The 19,581-nt window shown below is 58.3% G+C and carries 13 protein-coding genes; 5 read left to right on the top strand and 8 right to left on the bottom strand.

Features of this window, described 5'->3' with window-relative positions:
- Positions 1–99: 99 nt before the first annotated feature.
- The 5 genes from ACZ41G_RS06130 to ACZ41G_RS06110 form a co-directional block, all read right to left on the bottom strand.
- Complete coding sequence (locus ACZ41G_RS06130; protein WP_464144951.1) at positions 100–1,161, bottom strand: LacI family DNA-binding transcriptional regulator; 1,062 nt, start codon at positions 1,159–1,161, stop codon at positions 100–102.
- A gap of 9 nt (positions 1,162–1,170) precedes the next feature.
- Entirely contained in the window at positions 1,171–1,857 is a 687-nt protein-coding gene (locus tag ACZ41G_RS06125; RefSeq protein WP_464144949.1) for a YesL family protein, read from the bottom strand.
- Between the two features lie 118 nt (positions 1,858–1,975).
- A complete protein-coding gene (locus ACZ41G_RS06120; RefSeq protein WP_412170572.1) occupies positions 1,976–2,917 on the bottom strand; it encodes a carbohydrate ABC transporter permease in 942 nt (313 codons plus the stop codon).
- 9 nt (positions 2,918–2,926) lie between these two features.
- Entirely contained in the window at positions 2,927–3,916 is a 990-nt protein-coding gene (locus tag ACZ41G_RS06115) for an ABC transporter permease (RefSeq protein WP_321047008.1), read from the bottom strand.
- A 247-nt stretch (positions 3,917–4,163) separates the two neighbouring features.
- Positions 4,164–5,765, bottom strand: a complete 1,602-nt coding sequence (locus ACZ41G_RS06110; RefSeq protein ID WP_464144948.1) for a type 2 periplasmic-binding domain-containing protein — start codon at positions 5,763–5,765, stop codon at positions 4,164–4,166.
- Positions 5,766–6,544: 779 nt separating this feature from the next.
- On the opposite strand from ACZ41G_RS06110, the gene ACZ41G_RS06105 reads away from it, so the two are divergent.
- The gene (locus ACZ41G_RS06105) at positions 6,545–8,365 is read left to right on the top strand and encodes a proline--tRNA ligase (protein WP_464144946.1); all 1,821 of its coding nucleotides are present in this window, start codon (positions 6,545–6,547) and stop codon (positions 8,363–8,365) included.
- 779 nt (positions 8,366–9,144) lie between these two features.
- On the top strand, positions 9,145–9,780 hold the full coding sequence (locus tag ACZ41G_RS06100; protein WP_441481857.1) for a single-stranded DNA-binding protein: 636 nt from the start codon (positions 9,145–9,147) through the stop codon (positions 9,778–9,780).
- A 177-nt stretch (positions 9,781–9,957) separates the two neighbouring features.
- On the opposite strand, the gene ACZ41G_RS06095 is transcribed toward ACZ41G_RS06100, so the two are convergent.
- Positions 9,958–12,036 (bottom strand): M13 family metallopeptidase, encoded by a 2,079-nt coding sequence (locus ACZ41G_RS06095; RefSeq protein ID WP_412170575.1) that lies wholly within the window; start codon positions 12,034–12,036, stop codon positions 9,958–9,960.
- A 204-nt stretch (positions 12,037–12,240) separates the two neighbouring features.
- On the opposite strand from ACZ41G_RS06095, the gene ACZ41G_RS06090 reads away from it, so the two are divergent.
- The 3 genes from ACZ41G_RS06090 (at position 12,241) to ACZ41G_RS06080 (ending at position 15,709) form a co-directional block, all read left to right on the top strand.
- Entirely contained in the window at positions 12,241–12,921 is a 681-nt protein-coding gene (locus ACZ41G_RS06090; RefSeq protein WP_321047013.1) for an HdeD family acid-resistance protein, read from the top strand.
- Between the two features lie 141 nt (positions 12,922–13,062).
- The gene (map, locus tag ACZ41G_RS06085; protein WP_015450800.1) at positions 13,063–13,842 is read left to right on the top strand and encodes a type I methionyl aminopeptidase; all 780 of its coding nucleotides are present in this window, start codon (positions 13,063–13,065) and stop codon (positions 13,840–13,842) included.
- 574 nt (positions 13,843–14,416) lie between these two features.
- A complete protein-coding gene (locus ACZ41G_RS06080) occupies positions 14,417–15,709 on the top strand; it encodes a citrate synthase (protein ID WP_412170577.1) in 1,293 nt (430 codons plus the stop codon).
- 1,823 nt (positions 15,710–17,532) lie between these two features.
- Here ACZ41G_RS06080 and ACZ41G_RS06075 read toward each other — a convergent pair.
- Entirely contained in the window at positions 17,533–17,889 is a 357-nt protein-coding gene (locus ACZ41G_RS06075) for a DUF1304 domain-containing protein (RefSeq protein ID WP_464144944.1), read from the bottom strand.
- A gap of 250 nt (positions 17,890–18,139) precedes the next feature.
- Entirely contained in the window at positions 18,140–19,129 is a 990-nt protein-coding gene (gene dapD / locus ACZ41G_RS06070; protein WP_464144943.1) for a 2,3,4,5-tetrahydropyridine-2,6-dicarboxylate N-succinyltransferase, read from the bottom strand.
- Positions 19,130–19,581 lie beyond the last annotated feature (452 nt).

Genomic DNA, 19,581 nt, shown 5'->3' with positions numbered 1-19,581 from the left:
TGGGCGGATGCCACGACGTGTGGCGGTAGCCGCGACGATGGGCTTATACAGTTTGTCCGGTTTGCCTGGGCTGGTGCCGGTCAGCGTTTTGGTCTGCCGTCACTCGTTCCCGTGAGCTGCGTGTTGGACGGAGTCTCGCTCGATGATTGAACCATGCACTGTCGTGAATGTATCTTTGGTGTCGAAGGATGAGCGAAACATCTGGTCGGGCTTGATGTCCGGCTTGTCTCGCTGTTCGATCATCGCCACGAGCTGGCAGACCGCTTCGAAGCCCATCTCATAATGTGGCAATTCGATGGTGGTCAGTCCTGGACGTAACGCGTCGGTGATATTCGGCAGATTGTCGACGCTGACGATGGAGATGTCTTTGCCGATGCGCATGCCCAATTCATTCGCCGCGGCGTAGATGGACGAAGCTCGGACGTCATTGAAGCAGAACACACCGTCAGGCGCGGCGACTTTCAACAGGTCGACGGCCCGTTCATCGGCGTTCTGGTGTTCCGTCGCTCTCACAATCAGCTGCGGATCATCGTTCATACCGGCATCGTGCAGTGCCTTGCGATACCCTGCCAGGCGCTGCGATTGAGCAATGATTCCTGATTCTGAGCCGAAATACGCGATCCTTCGGCAGCCCGCCTTGATGAGCCGGTTGGTCGCGTCATAGCCGATGCCGAATTCATCAGGGTAGATCGACGGCAGATCATGGTTCGCGTCCTCGGCGTCGACCACAACGGTCGGCATGGAACGCAGGGCCGAAGGAACGTCCACGACGCGATGGTACATGAACGCGTATAGGAAGCCATCGGCGTGGTAACGCTTGAGTGTCGCGATTTCCTGCCGTTCCAGCGACTTGTCATTGTTCGTGTTCATGGAGATGAGGATGTAGCCCAGTTTGCGGGCGGCTTCCTGCGCTCCAAGCATGATGCGCACTGCGGAAGGCGTGGTGATGATCTCGTCGGTGACGAAGCCCAAGGTGTGCGATTTGTTGGTTTTCAGCGTCCGCGCGAGCATATTCGGCTCATAGTGGAGCGATGCCGCGGTTTCACGGATATGCTGCGCGGTGGTGTCGCTCACGCGATTCTTGTACTTGCCATTGAGAACGAGGGATACGGTGCAGACGGAGACACCTGCCTGTTTGGCGATATCTTTGAGAGATACCATACGTGCTCCTTACTTGTCTGCGGTGCCGGTCGTCTGCAAGCGCAGACGTGGCTTGTCGTCTTCGGTCGGCCTGACCATGCCCGGTACTTTGCCGAATTTGCCGACAATCATCATGACGAAGAACACTGGCAATGCTACTCCGAATGCGGGGACGAGTCCTGGCCATGTCATCCATGCGCATACTGTGAGGATGACCAGGACGGTCAGGCACAGGCTGCACAGTGGACGTGCGATGACCATCTGGAGGGTCATGCGGACAATCCACCAACCGGATTCATTGAAGTTGGCTCTCATCGCCCATGACAGGCTGCAGAACAGGCCGTAGAACACCATGCCAATCAGCAAGACGCCTGCACTGGCGTATCCGAGTGTTCCAGCGTCATGGAAGTTCACCACCCGGTAGTCGAACATCAGCAGCAGCCACAACAGCGCTTGAGGCCAGCCGAACCGGTTCGCGCCGGCGAGCTCGTCCTTCCACGCGCGGTGGAAGACGGTCCAGGTTTGGCGGATGCTCCAGCTGTGGTCTTCGTCAAGCCACCAGGTGCGGTATGTCGTGTAGGTCGCTGAAATCGAAGGAAACAGGCCGATGACGACCACGCCCATCAGCGTATGCACGAGGAACGCCACGTGGGTGACCGCGATCATGAGCACGACGCGGCAGAAGCGTTCGTATCCTACGGCGAATGAACGTAACATGATTCTCCTTCAAGTCAAGTCGTGTGCGGGTGACGGTGAGACCGTTGCGCCCGCGGTTCGAGAAATCGCCGGGATGCCGCAAAGGGGATAACGACATCCCGGCAAGTGCGTTGTGGGCTCAGCCCTTGACCGCTCCGAGCATGACGCCCTTGTTGAAGTACTTCTGCAGGAACGGGTAGATGACCATAAGCGGCAGCGTCGAAACGATGATGATGCCGAACTTGATCTGGTCGGCGGCCTGTTGCTGGGCTGCGGCATCGACGTTGGTCGCGGTGCCTTGCGCAACGAGCAGCAGCTGCTGGAGCACGACTTGCAACGGTTGCTTCTCATCATCGGTGATGAAGATCAAGCCTGTCATGAAGTCGTTCCAGTGGCCGACGAAGTAGTACAGGCCGATGACGGCGAGAATCGCGGAGCTCAGCGGGATCACGATCCTGAAGAAGTAGCCGAGGTAGCTTTCGCCATCCAGCTGGGCGGCTTCGAACAGTTCTTCAGGAATTGAGGTTTCGAAGAAGGAACGCGCCACGATGACGTTGTACACGCTGACCGCGCCTGGGAGGATGAAGACCCACATGGAGTTGAGCAGGCCGAGCTGCTTGTACAGCAAGTAGTTCGGGATCAGGCCGCCGGCGATGAACATCGTGACGGTGAACAGGAACAGGATGACGCGACGCGGCTTGAATTCCTTGCGGGACAGGGCGAACGCGCAGGGGATGGTGACCGCGAGGTTCACCGCGGTGCCGACCACCGAGTAGATGATGGTGTTGAGGTAGCCGCGCCAGATGCGGGCGTTCGCGAACACTTTGGCGTAGCCGACGAAGGTGACGCCTTTCGGCAGGAGGAACACGTCGCCGGCGGCGACCTTGTTCGGGTTGGAGAAGGACGCGATGACCACGAACCAGAGCGGGTACAGGACCGCGATCACCGCCAGAGCGATGAGCCCGTAGATGATGATCGAGGTCACCCAGTCGCCTGGGGTCAGATGCTGGTGCTGGTGTTTGTTCCAGGGGATTTCATCGCCCGAGGTTTTCGGGGCTGGCGTAACTGTTGTTGTCGACATGGTTGGCTCCTAGAAAATGCTGGTTTCAGAGATCTTCTTGGAGATCGCGTTCGCCGTGATCAAGAAGACGAAGTTGACGACCGTATTGAACAGGCCGATTGCGGTGGAATACGAGAACTGGCTGTTGAGAATACCGATTTTGTAGGTGTAGGTCGAGATGACCTCGGTGGCGGGCAGGTTCAGCGAGTTCTGCATCAGGAAGATCTTGTCGAAGCCGACGTTCAAGACGCTGCCCATGCTCAGGATGAGCAGGATGCCTGCGGTCGGCATGATCGCGGGGATATCAACGGTGCGGATCAGCTGCCAGCGTCCTGCGCCATCGATTTTGGCCGCTTCATACAGGGACGTGTCCACGCCGGCGAGTGCGGCGAGATAGATGATGGAGTTCCATCCGCAATGCTGCCAGACTTCAGAAATCCAGTAGACGGAAGTGATCGCCTTCGGGTTGCCCATGACGCTTTCAGGGCCGAGGAAACGGCCGATGATGCCGCTGCCGGGGGTCAGGAAGATGTTGAGCATCGAGACGATGACCACGACGGAGATGAAGTGTGGCATGTAGGTGACGGTCTGGACGAAGCCCTTGACCTTGGTGGAGTGAATCTGGTTGATGAGCAGTGCGAGGATGATCGGGAAGATGAAGCCCATGACCAGGGTCCACAGGCTGATGCGGATGGTGTTGGTCATGATTTCGCCGAACAGCGGGGAGTGGAAGAACTGGTTGAAGTAGTAGAATCCAACCCAATCGCCGCCGGTCAGGCCTTTGTCCGGGTCGAACTTGCGGAAGGCGAGCTGAATGCCCCACATCGGCACGTAGGCGAAGATCGCCACGAAGATGAGTGCGGGGGCGCTGAGCAGCCACAGTTCCCAATAGCGACGGAAATGCTGGGCGATTCGTTTGAAAATATTGGGCTTCTTTGTGGTGCCTGATGCAACGCTGGATGGCCGCCGGCTGTCCTGTGCAGGCGCGGCAGGCGTTGCGCTGAGAGATTGCGTAGCCATGTTAGCTCCAATGGTTGGTTGTTCTATGTGTTCACCGGGCCGGTGAAGTGCGTTGGCTACTGTCTGGAGCCTGGTATGCGATCATCGGCATGGGAAAAAGAGGAGGGGTGGAGGGGAGCGACCCCTCCACCGTTCAAGGATTCAAGGGTAAGTGGTGTCGTGGTCTCCGCCTTGGGTGTTAGCGCGTTGTGCGGTACACCCAAGGCGCGTTGCCGGTTCAGTTATTCGTGATTGTCAGGATGTGGCGTCAGGCCTGCTTGTCGTGGTACTTCTGCCAGATCTTGATGTTGGTGTCGAGGCCGAGTGTCGGTTCCTTGACTTTCTTGAGGTAGTCGCTCCACTCGCTGTCGATGCCGCCCTTCTGCACCCACTTGGCCAGCTGGTTGTCGGTGTAGTTGAAGATCGCGGTGTTGTTGTTTGACAGGGTGTCCATGTCTTCGCTGTCCGGGTGCACCCAGATCGGGATGACGTCCTTGACCGGGTCGACGTTCTTCTTGATGGTTTCACGCACGGCCTGGTCGCTGGCGGTGACCTGCTCGGCGTTGGTGTCGTTGACGATCGTCACGTTATCGGGAATCCAGCCGGCGAAGCGATCCTGGAGTGCGACGGCGCGGGTGTCCGGGTACTCGGCGTAGGCCTTGGCCTTGTCGATGGTGTAGGTGTGGTTGCCGTTGTCGGTCACGATATCCGGGATGGAGCCGTAGAAGCCGGAGACGGAGAGCTTTTCGCTGTACATCGCGTTGATGAGCTTGAGCGCTGCATCCTTGTTCGCGGTCTTCGGGTTGAGGCTGAGCACGTAGGCGTATTCAGCTGCCGGCTGCGAGTAATCCCACTTGACCTGGGAGTCCGGGTCGGAGGCCTTCTGCTTAAGCGGAGGGAGGGTGATGTACTGATCGGCGAGCTTGTCACCGAACTCCGAGTAGTTGGACCAGCCGAAGGTGACACCGCTGATGGCGGTCTTGCCGTCGCTGATGGTCTGCGAGTTGTACTTGGAGGCGTCGCGGGTCAGCGCGTCCTTCGGGATAAGTCCTTCGGCCATCAGTGAGTGCAGGTAGCTGATGGTGTCCTTGAGTTCGGGAGAGGTCAGGTAGCTGGCGACCTTGCCGTTCTTGACATAGTAGCCTTGGCTGGATGCGGAGGCGCCCATGAAGCTCGTGGTCAGGCCGGTGGAGTTCATCAGCGTCAGCGGGCTCCACAGACCGAAGCCCAAGCCGCGGATGTTCATCGGGACCTCATCGGCCTTGCCGTTGCCGTTCGGATCCTTGGTCTTGAAGGCCTCAAGCGTGGTCTTCAGCTCGCCCCAAGTGGTCGGGACTGGCAGGCCGAGCTTGTCAAGCCAGGTCTTGTTGATGAACATATGCGTGGCGGAGACGCGGTAGCCCTTGCCACGGTCGGAGGGGAGCAGATACAGGTGGCCGTTGTCTTCTGCGAACTTCTTGGCATCGGGCTGCGCCTTGAAGAACTTCTGGACGTTCGGCAGCTTGGACAGGTCCTTGGACATGTCCTCGAACTGTGAGGAATACTTGGTGACGTCGGTGGAGTCGTACAACGCCAGGCCGATGTCGGGGAAGTCGCCGGCAGCCATCTTGGCGGACTTCTGCTGGCCCCATGCGTTATCGCTGATCTCCTGCCAGTTGATCGTGCAATTGCAGGCGGCTTCGAGATCCTTGGAGAATTGGGTCTTCTTCATCGGGTTGTCGGTGACGTTGCGCCTGACTTGGATGGTGACGATCGGCTTGCCGTTGGCATCGGTGGTCGCCTTGCCGTTTCCGCCGCATGCGGCGAGCGGAATGAGCATGGCTGCCGTTGCGATGGCCGCGATGGCCATCTGTACACTTCTTCGTGTCATTTTCTCTGTCCTTCAACTTTACTTGTTGTTTGTGGCGCTACGGGAATCAGCTGGGATGCAGCGGCGCAGGCTGGTATGGAATGTGTTGTTCGTATTGCTTGCTGCTGACGTCCGTGTCGTTTTCCGTTTGCATATCTCATGATAGGACATTAAACGTTTAACGACAAGCGTGAAACGTTTTACGCGTGTCGTTTTTTAATGCGAACGTAATCATCATTGATATACCAACCAATTGGTTGATGTCGGTTGATTCACCGAATTCGATCGATCGGAGGCTGACGGGAAGACGGCGGTTCGGATACAGCGCTCATGCGCCTCGTCGTCGGCGGGGGCGCCGGCAGACAGTCAATCAGCAAGCGGGCCGAACGACGCACAGGCCGCTCGACTGGATTCCCGAACCAGATTCCCGATTCCGGATTGTGGTATCTCTCGCGGCGGGCGCATGGCTGTCGTACCGCAGATCGCCGCAGAACACCGCGGATGAACACGAACCCGTCCCTGATGCCGCGGGTACGCGGCACCCCTGTATCGGCGACGGTTGCTGTGCGCAGGCCGCATCGGGCATGTCTCAAGCGCGAGGCCATAGACACCGGCACTTGGGGGCATCGTGCTCAGGCTGGGGTATCGTCCTGGGGCATTCCCCTCGGCGGTCATGGAATACGGTGACGCCCGGCAGTGGCGCCCATGACGTTATCAGCCACTGCACCGTCTCGGATCGCTTCGTATCTGCCGAAGCCTTGCCGACCATAATGTCCCATAACGCGAATACCTTGGGATTCATGAGTTCCAAAGCACTTCGTATGTCTACGCTGTTCCTGCGCACGCTGCGCGAGGATCCCGCCGATGCGGACGTCGATTCCGCAAAACTGCTGCAACGCGCCGGGTACATCCGCAAAGCCGCTCCCGGCATCTGGACGTGGCTGCCGCTCGGTTTGCGCGTTCTCGACAAGATCGAAGGAATCATCCGTGAGGAAATCAACGGCATCGGCGCCCAGGAAGTGCATTTCCCGGCTCTGCTGCCTCGCGAGCCCTATGAGGCGACCCATCGCTGGGAAGAGTACGGCGAGAACATCTTCCGTCTGAAGGACCGTCATGGTGCGGATTACCTGCTGGCTCCGACGCACGAAGAGATGTTCACCCTGCTGGTCAAGGACATGTACTCCTCATACAAAGACCTGCCGGTGACGCTGTACCAGATCCAGACCAAGTACCGTGACGAGTTCCGTCCTCGCGCCGGTCTGATTCGCGGCCGCGAGTTCATCATGAAGGACGCCTACTCCTTCACGGTCGACGAGGAAGGCATGCGCAAGGCCTATATGGACGAGCGCGGCGCCTACGAGCGCATCTTCACCCGTCTTGATTTGAAGTATGTCCCGGTGTTCGCCATGTCCGGCCCAATGGGCGGATCCGCGTCCGAGGAGTTCCTTGCCCCGATGCCGATTGGCGAGGACACCTTCGCGCTTGCCCCGTCCGGCAAGGCTTGGAACGTAGAGGCGCTGACCACGCCGGAACCGCCGGTCGAGGATTATTCCGACACTCCTGCCGCCGAGAAGGTACCGACCCCTGATGCGATGAGCATTGACAATATGGTCGCGCGCGCCAATGAGGACCATCCGCGCAGCGACGGCCGTCAGTGGCGGGCGAGTGACATCCTGAAGAATGTGGTCATCGCCGTCAAACACCCTGAGGATGCCGACCATGATAAGCCGTGGCGCGAACTCGTGGTTGTCGGTGTGCCCGGCGATCGCGTTGTCGATATGAAGCGTCTGGAAGCCCAGTTCACCCCCGCCGAGATTGAGGAAGCGACCGAGGATGACTTGAAAGCACATCCGGAGCTGGTCCGCGGCTATATCGGCCCGATGGCCCTTGGCCCGCAGGCTGCGGCGCGCGGTGTCGAGCACCCGATCCGCTATTTCGTTGACGCGCATATCGCCCACGGTTCCGCGTGGTTCACCGGCGCCGACGAACATGAAGTCGACTACTACAACCTCGTGTACGGCCGTGATTTCACCGCCGACGGCACTGTCGAGGCCGTCGAGGTCCGCCATGGCGATATGAGCCCGGATGGTTCCGGCCCGCTGAGCTTCGAACGCGGCGTGGAAATCGGTCAGGTCTTCCAACTTGGTCTCAAGTATTCCAACGCGCTTGGCCTGAAGGTCCTTGATCAGAACGGCAAAGCCGTCCCGGTGTGGATGGGCTGCTACGGTATCGGCGTCAGCCGTGTGCTCGCGTGCGTCGCCGAAACCCATCATGACGACAAGGGTCTGGCCTGGCCTGCGGTCATCGCCCCGGCCCAGGTGCATGTCCTCGCCACCGGCAAGAACGCCGAGGCCTTCGACGCCGCCGAAAAGCTGGTCGCCGAACTTGAAGCGCGCGGTATCGAGGTGCTGTACGACGACCGCAAGAAGGTCTCCCCGGGCGTCAAGTTCAAGGATGCCGAGCTGATTGGTGTGCCGCTGGTCGCTGTCGTCGGCCGTGACACGGTCAACAACGGCACAATCGAGGTCCGCGACCGTGACGGTTCGAACTCCGAGGCTGTCGCCGTCGATGCGGCTGCGCAGACCATCGCCGATCGTCTTGCCGCGTTGCTTGGCAAGTAGAGGCCGGGTATCGCACAGACAACGTACGGCAAGAGTACGGCATGATGTGATTCGTGTTCCGTGCGTGTGCGCGCAGACATGATTCAACCTGTGGCGGGCGTCATCTGAGTAAGGTGCGCCCGCCACTGCGTGTGGGCGCCGGGGATTTACCGGATTCGCAGGATTCGTGCGATTTGCGGGAGCTGCGGGATTCGTACGGGATTTGTGAAATTCATTGGATTCGCTGGGTTTGTCAAATCGGCGTCCTCGCCTGAACGACTGTTCTCGGCGGCTTCCAGCCGAGCGACTTTCCTGAAAACCTCATTGCGCCGACGACATGTGCGCGTTAGGCTGCTGGCGCCACTACCTAAACCGGTTACGGTGGAACGGTGGGACCTTGCCAATGTTGCTGGGGGTGTGTGGTATCTCAACCTGGTTGCGAGCAGCGACGCCGAAGGCATTCCCAGTCGACGTTCTCGTTCAAACCGGCTGTCCTTATGACTCGTAACACATCGACGGACGCGAAGCAACACCGGTATCGTGAGTTATCCACATTCCGCCGTTTCTCACTTTTCCTTGATATTCTGCGGATTTCGCTAGTTGAACACATCTTTTGACCACATTTTCCGATTGGCTGGCGCAGTACCCATGCCATCCGGAAGAATGAATAGTACCGCAGACGCGACGGTGACATCCTGCAATACGACAGGCTTCTCTCCTCGCTCCAATCTCCAGTTGTGTGGTAGGACGTGTCCCCGTCGCGGCTGCAGTCCACATATCGCAGTCATGGATTCGCAATCATGAGGGGGAAAGCAATGGTGCAGCAAGGTCTGATAACCATCAATGGATACGCCGGTTCCGACCCGGTCAATTTCGGCAAGGATGTGCCCGCCTGTTCGTTCAGGATCGGGTGTACTCGCCGCTATTTCGACAACTCCGCAAAGGAATGGAGGGACCGCCCGACCATATGGATTACGGTCAAGGCATTCCGCGCGTTGGCGCGCAATGTGCTGACGAGCGTGCATAAAGGCGATCCGATTATTGTGTCGGGCACGTTGGCGAACGAGCAGTGGGAGCGTGATGGCGAAACCCATTCCAGAACGGTCATCGAAGCGGCTTCCATCGGCCATGATCTTGGACTTGGGGTATCGCAGTTCACCAAGCAGAAATCAGGATTTGCGTCCGGGGTACCGGCGCCTGGGACGTCGACGCAACCGCAGGAACAGCAGCAGCCGCAGGGACAACCGCAAATGCAGCAGGCTTCCATGTCAGGTGCGCCTAATCAGGGAGCCGTGCCTCCGGAAGCCTCCGCCGGGCAAAACCAAGGGGGTCTTCCGCGAGATCCATTCGCTGAGCCGCAACAGTCCCAAGCGGCTGAGGATGAAACATATCCCACGCCCGAAGATGATGAGAACCCTCCTGAGGAGGTATTTTGACCAGGGACGGCTTGAAATCAGGCAAACAAGAATGGCCACGAAGACATGTAGGAGTCTTCGTGGCCACGTGGTGGGGAGGAATACTGCCGGCTGGTCATATCCGCGACACGACGGAATATGGCGGCGGTGCATGGTCCGGCGGCTGCAATCGTGCGCCCTATCGGCACATAGGTGGCATCACCAGATGCGTACCCGCTTGTCGGGGTCGAGCCACATCGCGTCCTCGGGCTGCACGTTGAACGCCGTGTAGAACAAATCGACATTGCGCACGATGCCATTGGTGCGGAATTCTGCGGGGGAGTGGGGGTCGATCTGCAGGTACTGCTCAGCGAGTTCGTCGCGCTGCTTGGTCCGCCAAATCGAGGCGTAGCTCAGGAAGAAACGCTGAAGCCCTGTGAAACCGTCGATGACGGGCGCGGTATCGAGTGCTGCCTTGATGGCGTCGGTGGAGCCGTCCTCCGGTTTGCCGGCAGCGGCGTCGAGGGCGAAGGCGTATGCCTTGAGCGCGATATTCACGCCGCCCAGGTCGCCGATGTTCTCACCAATGGTCAGCGCGCCGTTGACGTGTGGGGCTTTGTCCGGCTCGTCGGCGTACTTCTCGACGAGCTGGCTCGGCACGAAACCGTTGTACTGCTCGATGAGCGCCTTGGTCCGCTGCTCGAAGTGCTCACGGTCCTCGTCGGTCCACCAGTTGTTGAGTTTGCCGTCGCCGTCGTACTGGCTGCCCTGGTCATCGAAGCCATGGCCGATTTCATGGCCGATGACGGCACCGATACCACCGTAGTTCGCTGCGTCATCGGCTTCGGGATTGAAGAAAGGAGGCTGCAGAATTGCTGCCGGGAACACGATGACATTCAGTGACGGCTCATAATAGGCGTTGACCGTCTGCGGATTCATCAGCCACTCATCACGGTCCACAGGCTTGCCGGCCTTGGACAGTTGATACCCGTTCTCGTACAGGGACGCGGCACGCATATTGTCCACAAGTCCGGCGTCATCGCGTACGTCAAGGGCGGCGTAGTCACGCCAATGACTGGTATACCCGATTTTCGCGGTGAACTTTGAGAGCTTTTCCAGCGCCTTGCCCTTGGTCGCTTCGCTCAGCCAGTCGCTGGTACTGATGGACACGCGGTAGGCGTCAATCAGATTCCCGACGAGCTGTTCCATGCGCTGCTTGGAGCTTTCGGGGAAGTGACGTTTGACGTATTCGCGCCCGACGTCCTCACCGCACACGCCGTTGACCAGCGAAACGCCACGCTTCCACCGGTCACGCTGCTGTTTGGCTCCGGAGAGCACCTTGCCATAGAACGCGAAATTCGTCTCGTCGAACTCCTGGCTGAGCATGCCCGCCCATCCGATGATGGTGTGGACGCGTGCCCACAGCTTGAGGTCATCCAAGTCGCTTGCCGCCCAGAATACGTCAAGCCCGGACAGGAAGCTCGGTTCATGTACGATCGTATGTTGCACAATCGTCTTGAAATCAAGCGGTTGTGCCTTGCCTGCCGTCGTCGCGTCGTATGCCGTCTGCCATGCGTCCACCCAATCGGATAGGCCGAAATGCTCCAGCGACTCGCTCAATGCCGCGTAGTCAGTGGGATTGTAGGTTTTCTGCGAATCCCTTGTGGCCACGTTGTCCCAATGGTGCGAAGCGATGGCGGTCTCAACCTCAAGGAAGCGCTTCGCCTGTTCTTCGGATTCCAGCTCGTCGCCGTACCCGGCCTGGCGCAGTTGCTTGGCGACCATCGCCATGTACTGTTCGCGGACCGGGGCGTAATGATCCTCGCGGTAGTACGCCTCATCCGGCAAGCCGATGCCCGCCTGTTCGATGTGTACGATGTTATGCTCGGGGTCTCCCGGGTCGCCATATATCGCCATCGCGAACAGGTCCGGTCCCCCGGTCGGGTTCAATGAGCCGAGCACGCGGGTGAGCGCGGTCTTATCCGCGGCATGGTCGATGGCATCAAGATCGGGGCGAATCGGCTCAATGCCAGCGGCGTCCACGGCATCGGTGTCGCAGAACGCGTGGTAGAGGGCACGGGACTTCGTCGCGGGGCAATCGTCATCCTCAAGGATGTCGCGAATCTGGCTTTCGGCGTTCTCTGCGAGCTTGTCGAAGGAGCCATAGCGGGAACGGTCATCGGGAAGACGATAGGTGTCGATCCAAGGCCCGTTCACGTAACGGAACAGGTCGTCGGCGGGCTTGATAACGGAGGAGAAAGAGGCCGGGTCAAGGCCGGAAACCAAAGCGTTGCTCATAGCTTCACCCTAGCCAGATTCGGTGACAATCCGGCATTGTTCCGTCAGCGGTACTGGGCGGGTGGAGCAGCTGGCACCCAGAGCGCGGGCACGAGCGCAAGAAACCAGACAATACTGCGCATGTCGTTGCCCCACAAGACCATCGTGCACGAATACAATACGAAATGTAGGCAAAATCCGGTGCCTGTAAGGAAAGGAGTAGTCATGACTGATCAGAATATGAATCAGAATCCTTATGGACCGTATGCCAACAACCCCAACCCGAATGCGGGCCAGAATCCTGAATCCGACGACGGGAACCAGTATTCGTTCAACCCGTTCCGTCTGGTCGAGGAGATGCTGCCGCAGCGTGCGAAGAACACCATCCGCGGAGCCTATGGGCTGATTGGCATCGTCGCCGTCATCCTCGGTGTCGCGTTGCTGGTATGGCCGGGCAAGACCCTGGTCGTCGCGGCCATCGCGCTGGGTGTATTCTTCGTTGTCGCCGGCGTGGTGCGTATCGTCAGCGCCATTGTCGAACTCGGTCTGCCCGCCGGATGGCGTGTGCTTGATATCATCGTCGGCCTGCTGCTGACCATTGGCGGCGTCATCATGTTCAAGTACACGGCGTTGTCCGCGCAGACCCTGCTTATCGTCATCACCTTGACCGTTGGCATCTGCTGGATCATTGAAGGCATTATGGCACTGACCGAGTCCTGGATGCTGCCGAAGCAGGGATGGGCGATCTTCTACGCGATCATTTCGATTATCGCGGGCATCGCAATCCTGTTCTGGCCGGGGCCGTCGGCGTTGACGCTGATGATTTTCGGCGGCATCACGCTCATTGTGCTCGGTGTCAGTGCAATCGTGCGTGCGTTCACCTTCGGCAAACCCAGCAAGCGCTGAACGTAGCTGAAGAACAGTCATTGGAACGAGCGGGCCGCCTGCCGCAACTGACAGGCGGCCCGCTCGTTCCAGTCAACGGTTCGCCGTCTGGCTTCAAGGCAACGGCTTGCTTTGTAAGCCGCACGAAGTAGGGTTGCAATTATGATCGAACTGAAAACACCTCAGGAAATCGAAGCAATGAAGCCTGCCGGCCATTTTGTCGGCAGCATTCTCAAGGAACTGCGCGCCCAGACCGGCGTGGGAACCAATCTGCTTGACATCGACGATTACGTCCGCCGCCGCATCGAAAGCCGTAAGGGTGCAGAATCCTGCTACGTGGATTACGCCCCGGATTTCGGCACTGGCCCGTTCAAGCATTACATCTGCATTTCTGTCAACGATGCCGTGCTGCACGGCGTCCCCTATGATTATGACCTGAAAGACGGCGATCTGGTCAGCCTCGACCTGGCAATCAGCGTCGACGGGTGGGTCGGCGACTCCGCCATCAGCTTCGTGGTCGGCAAGAACAAGGATCCCGAGGACTTGCGCCTGATCAAATGCACTGAGGATGCGCTCGCCGCCGGCATCGCGCAAGCTCAGCCGGGCAACCGTCTCGGTGATATCTCTGCAGCCATCGGCGATGTTGCGCACGAGCAGGGCTACACCGTGAACCTCGAGTTCGGCGGCCACGGCGTGGGTCATATCATGCACGGCGATCCGCACGTCGCCAACGATGGCAAAGCGCATCACGGCTACAAGCTGCGCCCGGGGCTGGTCATCGCGATCGAACCGTGGTTCATGAAGACCACCGACGAGATCTACCAGGATCCGAAGGACGGCTGGACGTTGCGTTCCGCCGATGGTTCGCGCGGCGCGCACACCGAGCACACCATCGCCATCACCGAGAACGGTCCGGTGATTCTCACCGCTCGTGACGAGTGATACAAGGTTGCAGCGATGCGGCGCAAGGTCGTCTGCGTAAGGTTGGCGTAGGGTCTGTGCAAGGCCGACGCAAAGCCGAAACGGTGTCAACGCAACGCTAGGTTACGCTACGCATGTCTGCGCATCGCTGATTGACTGACAGGGGTGGGCCGTTCGCGACGTCCCGCCCCTGCGGTGTTTCATCGCTGCATGGTGTCCATCGCAATATTGCAATCCGCCGGATTTGCGGAATTCTCAAGGGTAATTCGGTTATTCACCGCCCTCGCCTTACGCCCCAATCCACAGAATCTGTGAAATTCTCATGGTCGGAGCAAACCGTGAAATCAGCGCGTTTTGCTGAAACCCTGCGGCGATTGCGATGAGAAAGTGACCGTTGTGCAAGACAGCGCGAGCATGGTCTTGGCGCGGTCTGTTATGATGAACACACTCCAGCGCGCGCATATGTGACCGCCGTTGCGTTATCGGCAGCATTGTGTCGTCGGCGTTTGAGACGTTCGAGGCGTCTGAACCATTCAAGACAGCTTGAACGATGCCGATTGGCGGGTGCGCACGTATCCAACAGAAAGGGGAGCTGATGGCGACAGCCGAGTTGAAGATCGATTCCGAACAGTACGATCTGCCGCTGGTCAAAGCGACCTCGGGTCCGGACGGCATCGTCGTGTCCAATTTGCGCAACGACGGGTGGGTCACGCTTGACCCCGGTTTCCTGACGACCGCGCAATGTGAATCAAAAATCACGTTCATCGACGGCAACAACTCGATTCTGCGCTACCGAGGCTACCCGATTGAGCAGCTGTGCGAAAAGTCCGATTTCCTTGAAGTCGCCTGGCTGCTGCGTCACGGCGAACTGCCCACCCGCCGGCAATACGAAAAGTTCTGCTCCGACATCAACCATCGCACCATGGTCGGCGAGGATTTCCGCACCTTCATGGGGTCGTTCCCGCGCACTTCGCACCCGATGAGCGTGCTCGCCTCCGCCATCAACGCGCTCGCCGCATTCTACCCTGACACCACGGATGTCAACGATTCCGATCAGCTTGACGAAGCGGCCGAAATCATCATGGCGAAGGCGCGGACCATCGTCAGCTACATCTTCCGTCGCCGTCGCGATGAGCCCATGCTCTATCCGGACGTCTCTCGCGGCTATGTCGACGATTTCCTGCGCATGTGCTTTGCCGTGCCATACGAGCCGTTCGAATCCGACCAGCTGTATGTGCACGCGCTTGGCCGTCTGCTCATCATCCATGCCGACCATGAACAGAATTGCTCGACCTCCGTGGTGCGAATCGCGGGCAGCGCGCATGCGAACCTGTATTCCGCAGTCGCCGCGGGTGTCAACGCGCTGTCCGGTCCGTTGCATGGCGGTGCGAACGAGGCGGTGCTGCGTCAGCTCAAAGCCATCCGCGATTCGGGCAAGACCGTCAAGGAATTCGTCGAATGGTCCAAGGACAACGGCAAGCGCATCGCCGGGCTCGGCCATCGCGTGTACAAGTCGTACGACCCGCGCGCGGCCATCGCAAAGTCGTATCTGACGAAAATCGTGGAGCATGAAGCGACGTTGAAGCTTCCGAAGGATGAGCGCGCGCTGTTCGACGTGGCTACGGAACTTGAGCAGATCGCGTTGAACGACGAGTATTTCGTCTCTCGACATCTGTACCCGAACGTCGACTTCTACACCGGGTTAATTTACCGCGCGATTGGTTTCGACCCGGCCATGTTCACGACGCTGTTCGCGCTCGGCCGCATCCCTGGCTGGATTGCGCAGTACCGCGAAATGCTGGACGACCCGATGACCAAGATTGGCCGGCCGCGCCAGGTGTATACGGGTGAGGCGAAGCGCGATTACGTTCCGATGGATCAGCGCTGAAACACGTTGACGCCGCCGCTGCAGTGAGTGGCGTTCGCGGCGGTCATCCCCACGCAAGGGGGAGTGTACGTAACGGGTGTCGCGGTGTTGCCACCGCGATGCCCGTTTTGCATTGATATGTCGCGCAAATTGCACCCTGTCGTGGCTGTCTCATGCTGTGTGCCTCAACTGTGGCTGCTGCCTGACTGTGCTGCTGTCCGTCCGGCTGCGGCTGCTGCTGGTACTGTGGCTGCTGCCTGACTGTGGTTGCTTGTGCTGTGCAGTGTGTCCGGTGCTGGGCTATCGCACTGAGTTGTTCAACGTCGTTCATGGTTGTTCGTCGTGCGGTTTCTCATGTCGCGCGTAATACGGACACGGTGCGATGAATGCATGTTCCCTCTGGTGTCATCTAGCGGACTGTATGCTCTCGCTGGCCATTGTCCTGATTGTGAGTGACGGCTAGCAGTCAATTGCCGGAAACTGTCTCCTCATGGTCGGTCTTGCCGCCTCTATCGTTGATTGTGAGCGACAATTCGCAGTCGATTGCGGCGGTATGTCTTGAGGCGGTCAGTCTGGATCCCCCTATCGTTGGTTGTGAGTGACTGCTTACAAACGAGTGCTGGATATTCCCTCGCATCGGGTAATCGGCATGCCCATATTCCTGATTGTGAGTGGCGACTCGTCATCAGGAGGGCAATGCACCCTGTTCGCTGACTATTCTGCTCACTCATGTTGTGATTGTGAGTGATGGCTCACTACCAGTTGGCGGAAAATACCTTTCAAGAGTCGATTTGGATACTCACATCGTTGATTGTGAGCGGCGACTTGCAACCAACGGCTGAAAGTCTCCGTTTCATTGTCGATTCGAGCCGCCAACATTCTCGGTTGTGAGTGGCGACTCGCAATGCATGCGGAGATGATTGGTGCTTTTTCTGTCGGCGCCCGACATAGCCTGAAATAAGGACTATGCCATAGGATGTTCTCGCGATCTGCAATCGGTTCTTACGATTGTGGTATGCGGAGGCTCGCAATCGTTGGTACAGGGATGTTGTTCGCAGTCGATACTCATCGTCCTCATGCCGATTGTGAGCGGTCATTCGCAATCGATGCACAGAACGAGGCAGTGCATTGATTGTGTTGATTGTCCGGCGTGTCGGTTGTGAGTGGTGACGCGCAATCGCGTCATATGAGGAATCTGAGCGGGAATCGCCATACGCCGTTGGGCTTTGGTTGTGAGTGTCGACTCACAATCCCCAATATTACGGTTCTGGATGACTCGACTTGGACAGATGATTGGGGCTTGTTGTGAGTGGCGACTCACAACCGACATCGTATGACTGCGGTGCGGCAAGATACGCGCGCATTATAGTGAATCGTTGCTGATGGCGACTCACAATCAAGCTGTGGAGATGAGCAAGTGATGCTCATCACGATGCACTGTCCAATTCGTTGTGCACGGTCACTCACAACCAATGAACGATGAACGGCCAGTTACAACCAATGCATAGCGGAGAGGTCGGGGAGCCGATGAAAATTAATGCGGTCGGCCTCTCCACGCCAATCATGCCTAGCACCGAATTTATTCGCGCAGGACACAACACAACCGAGGCGGAATTCGTCCCACGCCAATCACGCCCGGCACCGGCATCAGAACCGGCACCCGAATCTGAACCACCGTGGCAGGCAACCTCTCGCCCCGCACGTATGAAAATCTGGTACGTCATCGTTGGAGAACGTGAACGCTTCCAATCGAGGCGAGAGAGATGAAAATGCTCACATTATGGGCAACACGTATACACGGCGATTCTCATATGAACACCATGTCCGTGCTGGGCTGCCGCTCGTCAGATTCCAAATACGAGTGCGAATATCAATGCAACAATGGCAAGTCCGCCCTGCTTGAGGATGATCCATGGACTGCTGGTAAAGCTGCCGTATGCGGCGACCGCGATGATGTAGCCCAGCAGCCATACGACCGCCATTTGCGACTGATATCCGAACAGGGCGATAAGCAGAAGCACCCCGATTAGCAGATTGTAAACGCCTTGGTTCCGAAACAGCGTGGTCACTGATTCGCGCGATAGCTCTTCGGTCGTCATGCCAAACACGCGTGCGGTGGATGAGGATGTGGTCGCGATGGTTTCCAGATAGAAGATATATATGAACTCAATGCCAACGAGGGTTGTCAGAACTATGCTCATGATGTGCATGATGTTGCTTCTTTCCCGGGATTATTCATGATTGCCGATAATGTTATGATTTCAGTTGATTTTGATGATCGTGGAATAGCGTACATTCATCAAAGAATCTCAATACCGTGACTAGCGCGATGAAACCAAGTTGATAAATATCTTGGGAATTTAAACGGGGCAAATCTGGAATATTACGATTCATTTGCCCCGTTTATATCCCGTTGATATTCCATTTATTGGGGGAGGCGAGAGAATGCGCTCAGTTCTTGTGCAGCTTCTCGTTGAGAGCGATGCCGACCTTGCGGTAGCGCGCCTCGATTCTGCCACTGACCGAATTACGGATGAACAATATGTTGTTCTTGCCGCTCAGATCTGAGCCCTTGACCACGTCGAGTGGCTCGCCCGCGGCGACCTTAGCCTTGTCGTAGACGGTCACCTTGGTGCCTGCAGTCACATACAATCCGGCTTCAACCACGCAGTTGTCGCCCAAGGAGATGCCGATGCCGGCGTTTGCTCCGAGCAGCGAGTGTTCGCCGATGGAATTGCGCAGCTTGCCGCCGCCCGACAGCGTGCCCATAATCGACGCGCCGCCGCCGATGTCGGAACCATTGCCTACGACGACACCTTGCGAGATGCGGCCTTCAACCATCGAGACACCGAGCGTGCCGGCGTTGAAGTTTACGAAACCTTCATGCATGACCGTCGTGCCTTCGGACAGGTAGGCGCCGAGTCTGACACGGTCGGCGTTACCGATGCGCACGCCGGTGGGAACGACATAGTCGACCATGCGTGGCATCTTGTCGACGAGCATGACTTCGACGTTAGCGCTTGGGGCGCCGTTGACGGCATTCGCTGCAGCGGCTTGAACATCCATCTTGCGCAGGGCGAAATCTTCGATGGCAAACGGACCGTAATTGGTCCACACGACGTTGGTGAGTACGCCGAAGATGCCGTCAAGATTGATGGTGTTTGGCTTGGCGAGACGCATACTTAACAGGTGCAGACGCAGGTACGCGTCGGCGGCGTCCGCCGGGGCGGCATCCAGGTCGCTGACGGTGAAGACGGGGACGCGTCGTACCCCACGCGCGTCGGCTCGTTTGCGGATGAGAGCGTCAAACCCGTGTGCGGGACGGTCGGCCGGCGATGGGGCGGGGCCGAGGGTGAGTTTTGGATACCAGACATCGAGTGTGGCGCCGGCTGCATCGATGCTTGCCAGTCCCCATCCCCATGCGGTGCGTTGATCTGCCATGATATGTTCCTGCTTTCTGATGTCTTGAAGGCTTCGAATGTCTTGAAGGCACGCGTTGTGTATGTTGCGCTTACTGGCGAGTATATTACGGTTGGCCGGTTATGGATAGGCGGTTTCCGATGTGCGAGTTGTTTCGCGGTGCGTGAACGATGTGCGCTGATTGTGCTGAATATGAGGTGAGGTTCTGCGCATGACGAAACGGCGGATATTGAGGCTGGATAATGCTGCTGGATGGTGCGGTATTGGCGGCAGTGTTGGGGTTGCGTGGGAGTACTGGCGGGGTTTTGGCGACAAGACTGGTGGGGCTGCTCGGCGCAATCGATGGGTCTGGCGGGATTGTCGGCGGCGGCGTCCGCGGGAATGCGCGGCGGGATTGGCGGGCGGTCTTGGCGGCTTGACGCGGCGTAGCAGGCAGCATTGGTCGCGACGATTGGTGCAGCTATTTGAGTGGC

It is taken from the genome of Bifidobacterium porcinum (assembly GCF_055378475.1).
This window is presented reverse-complemented; position numbering and strand designations above follow the sequence as displayed.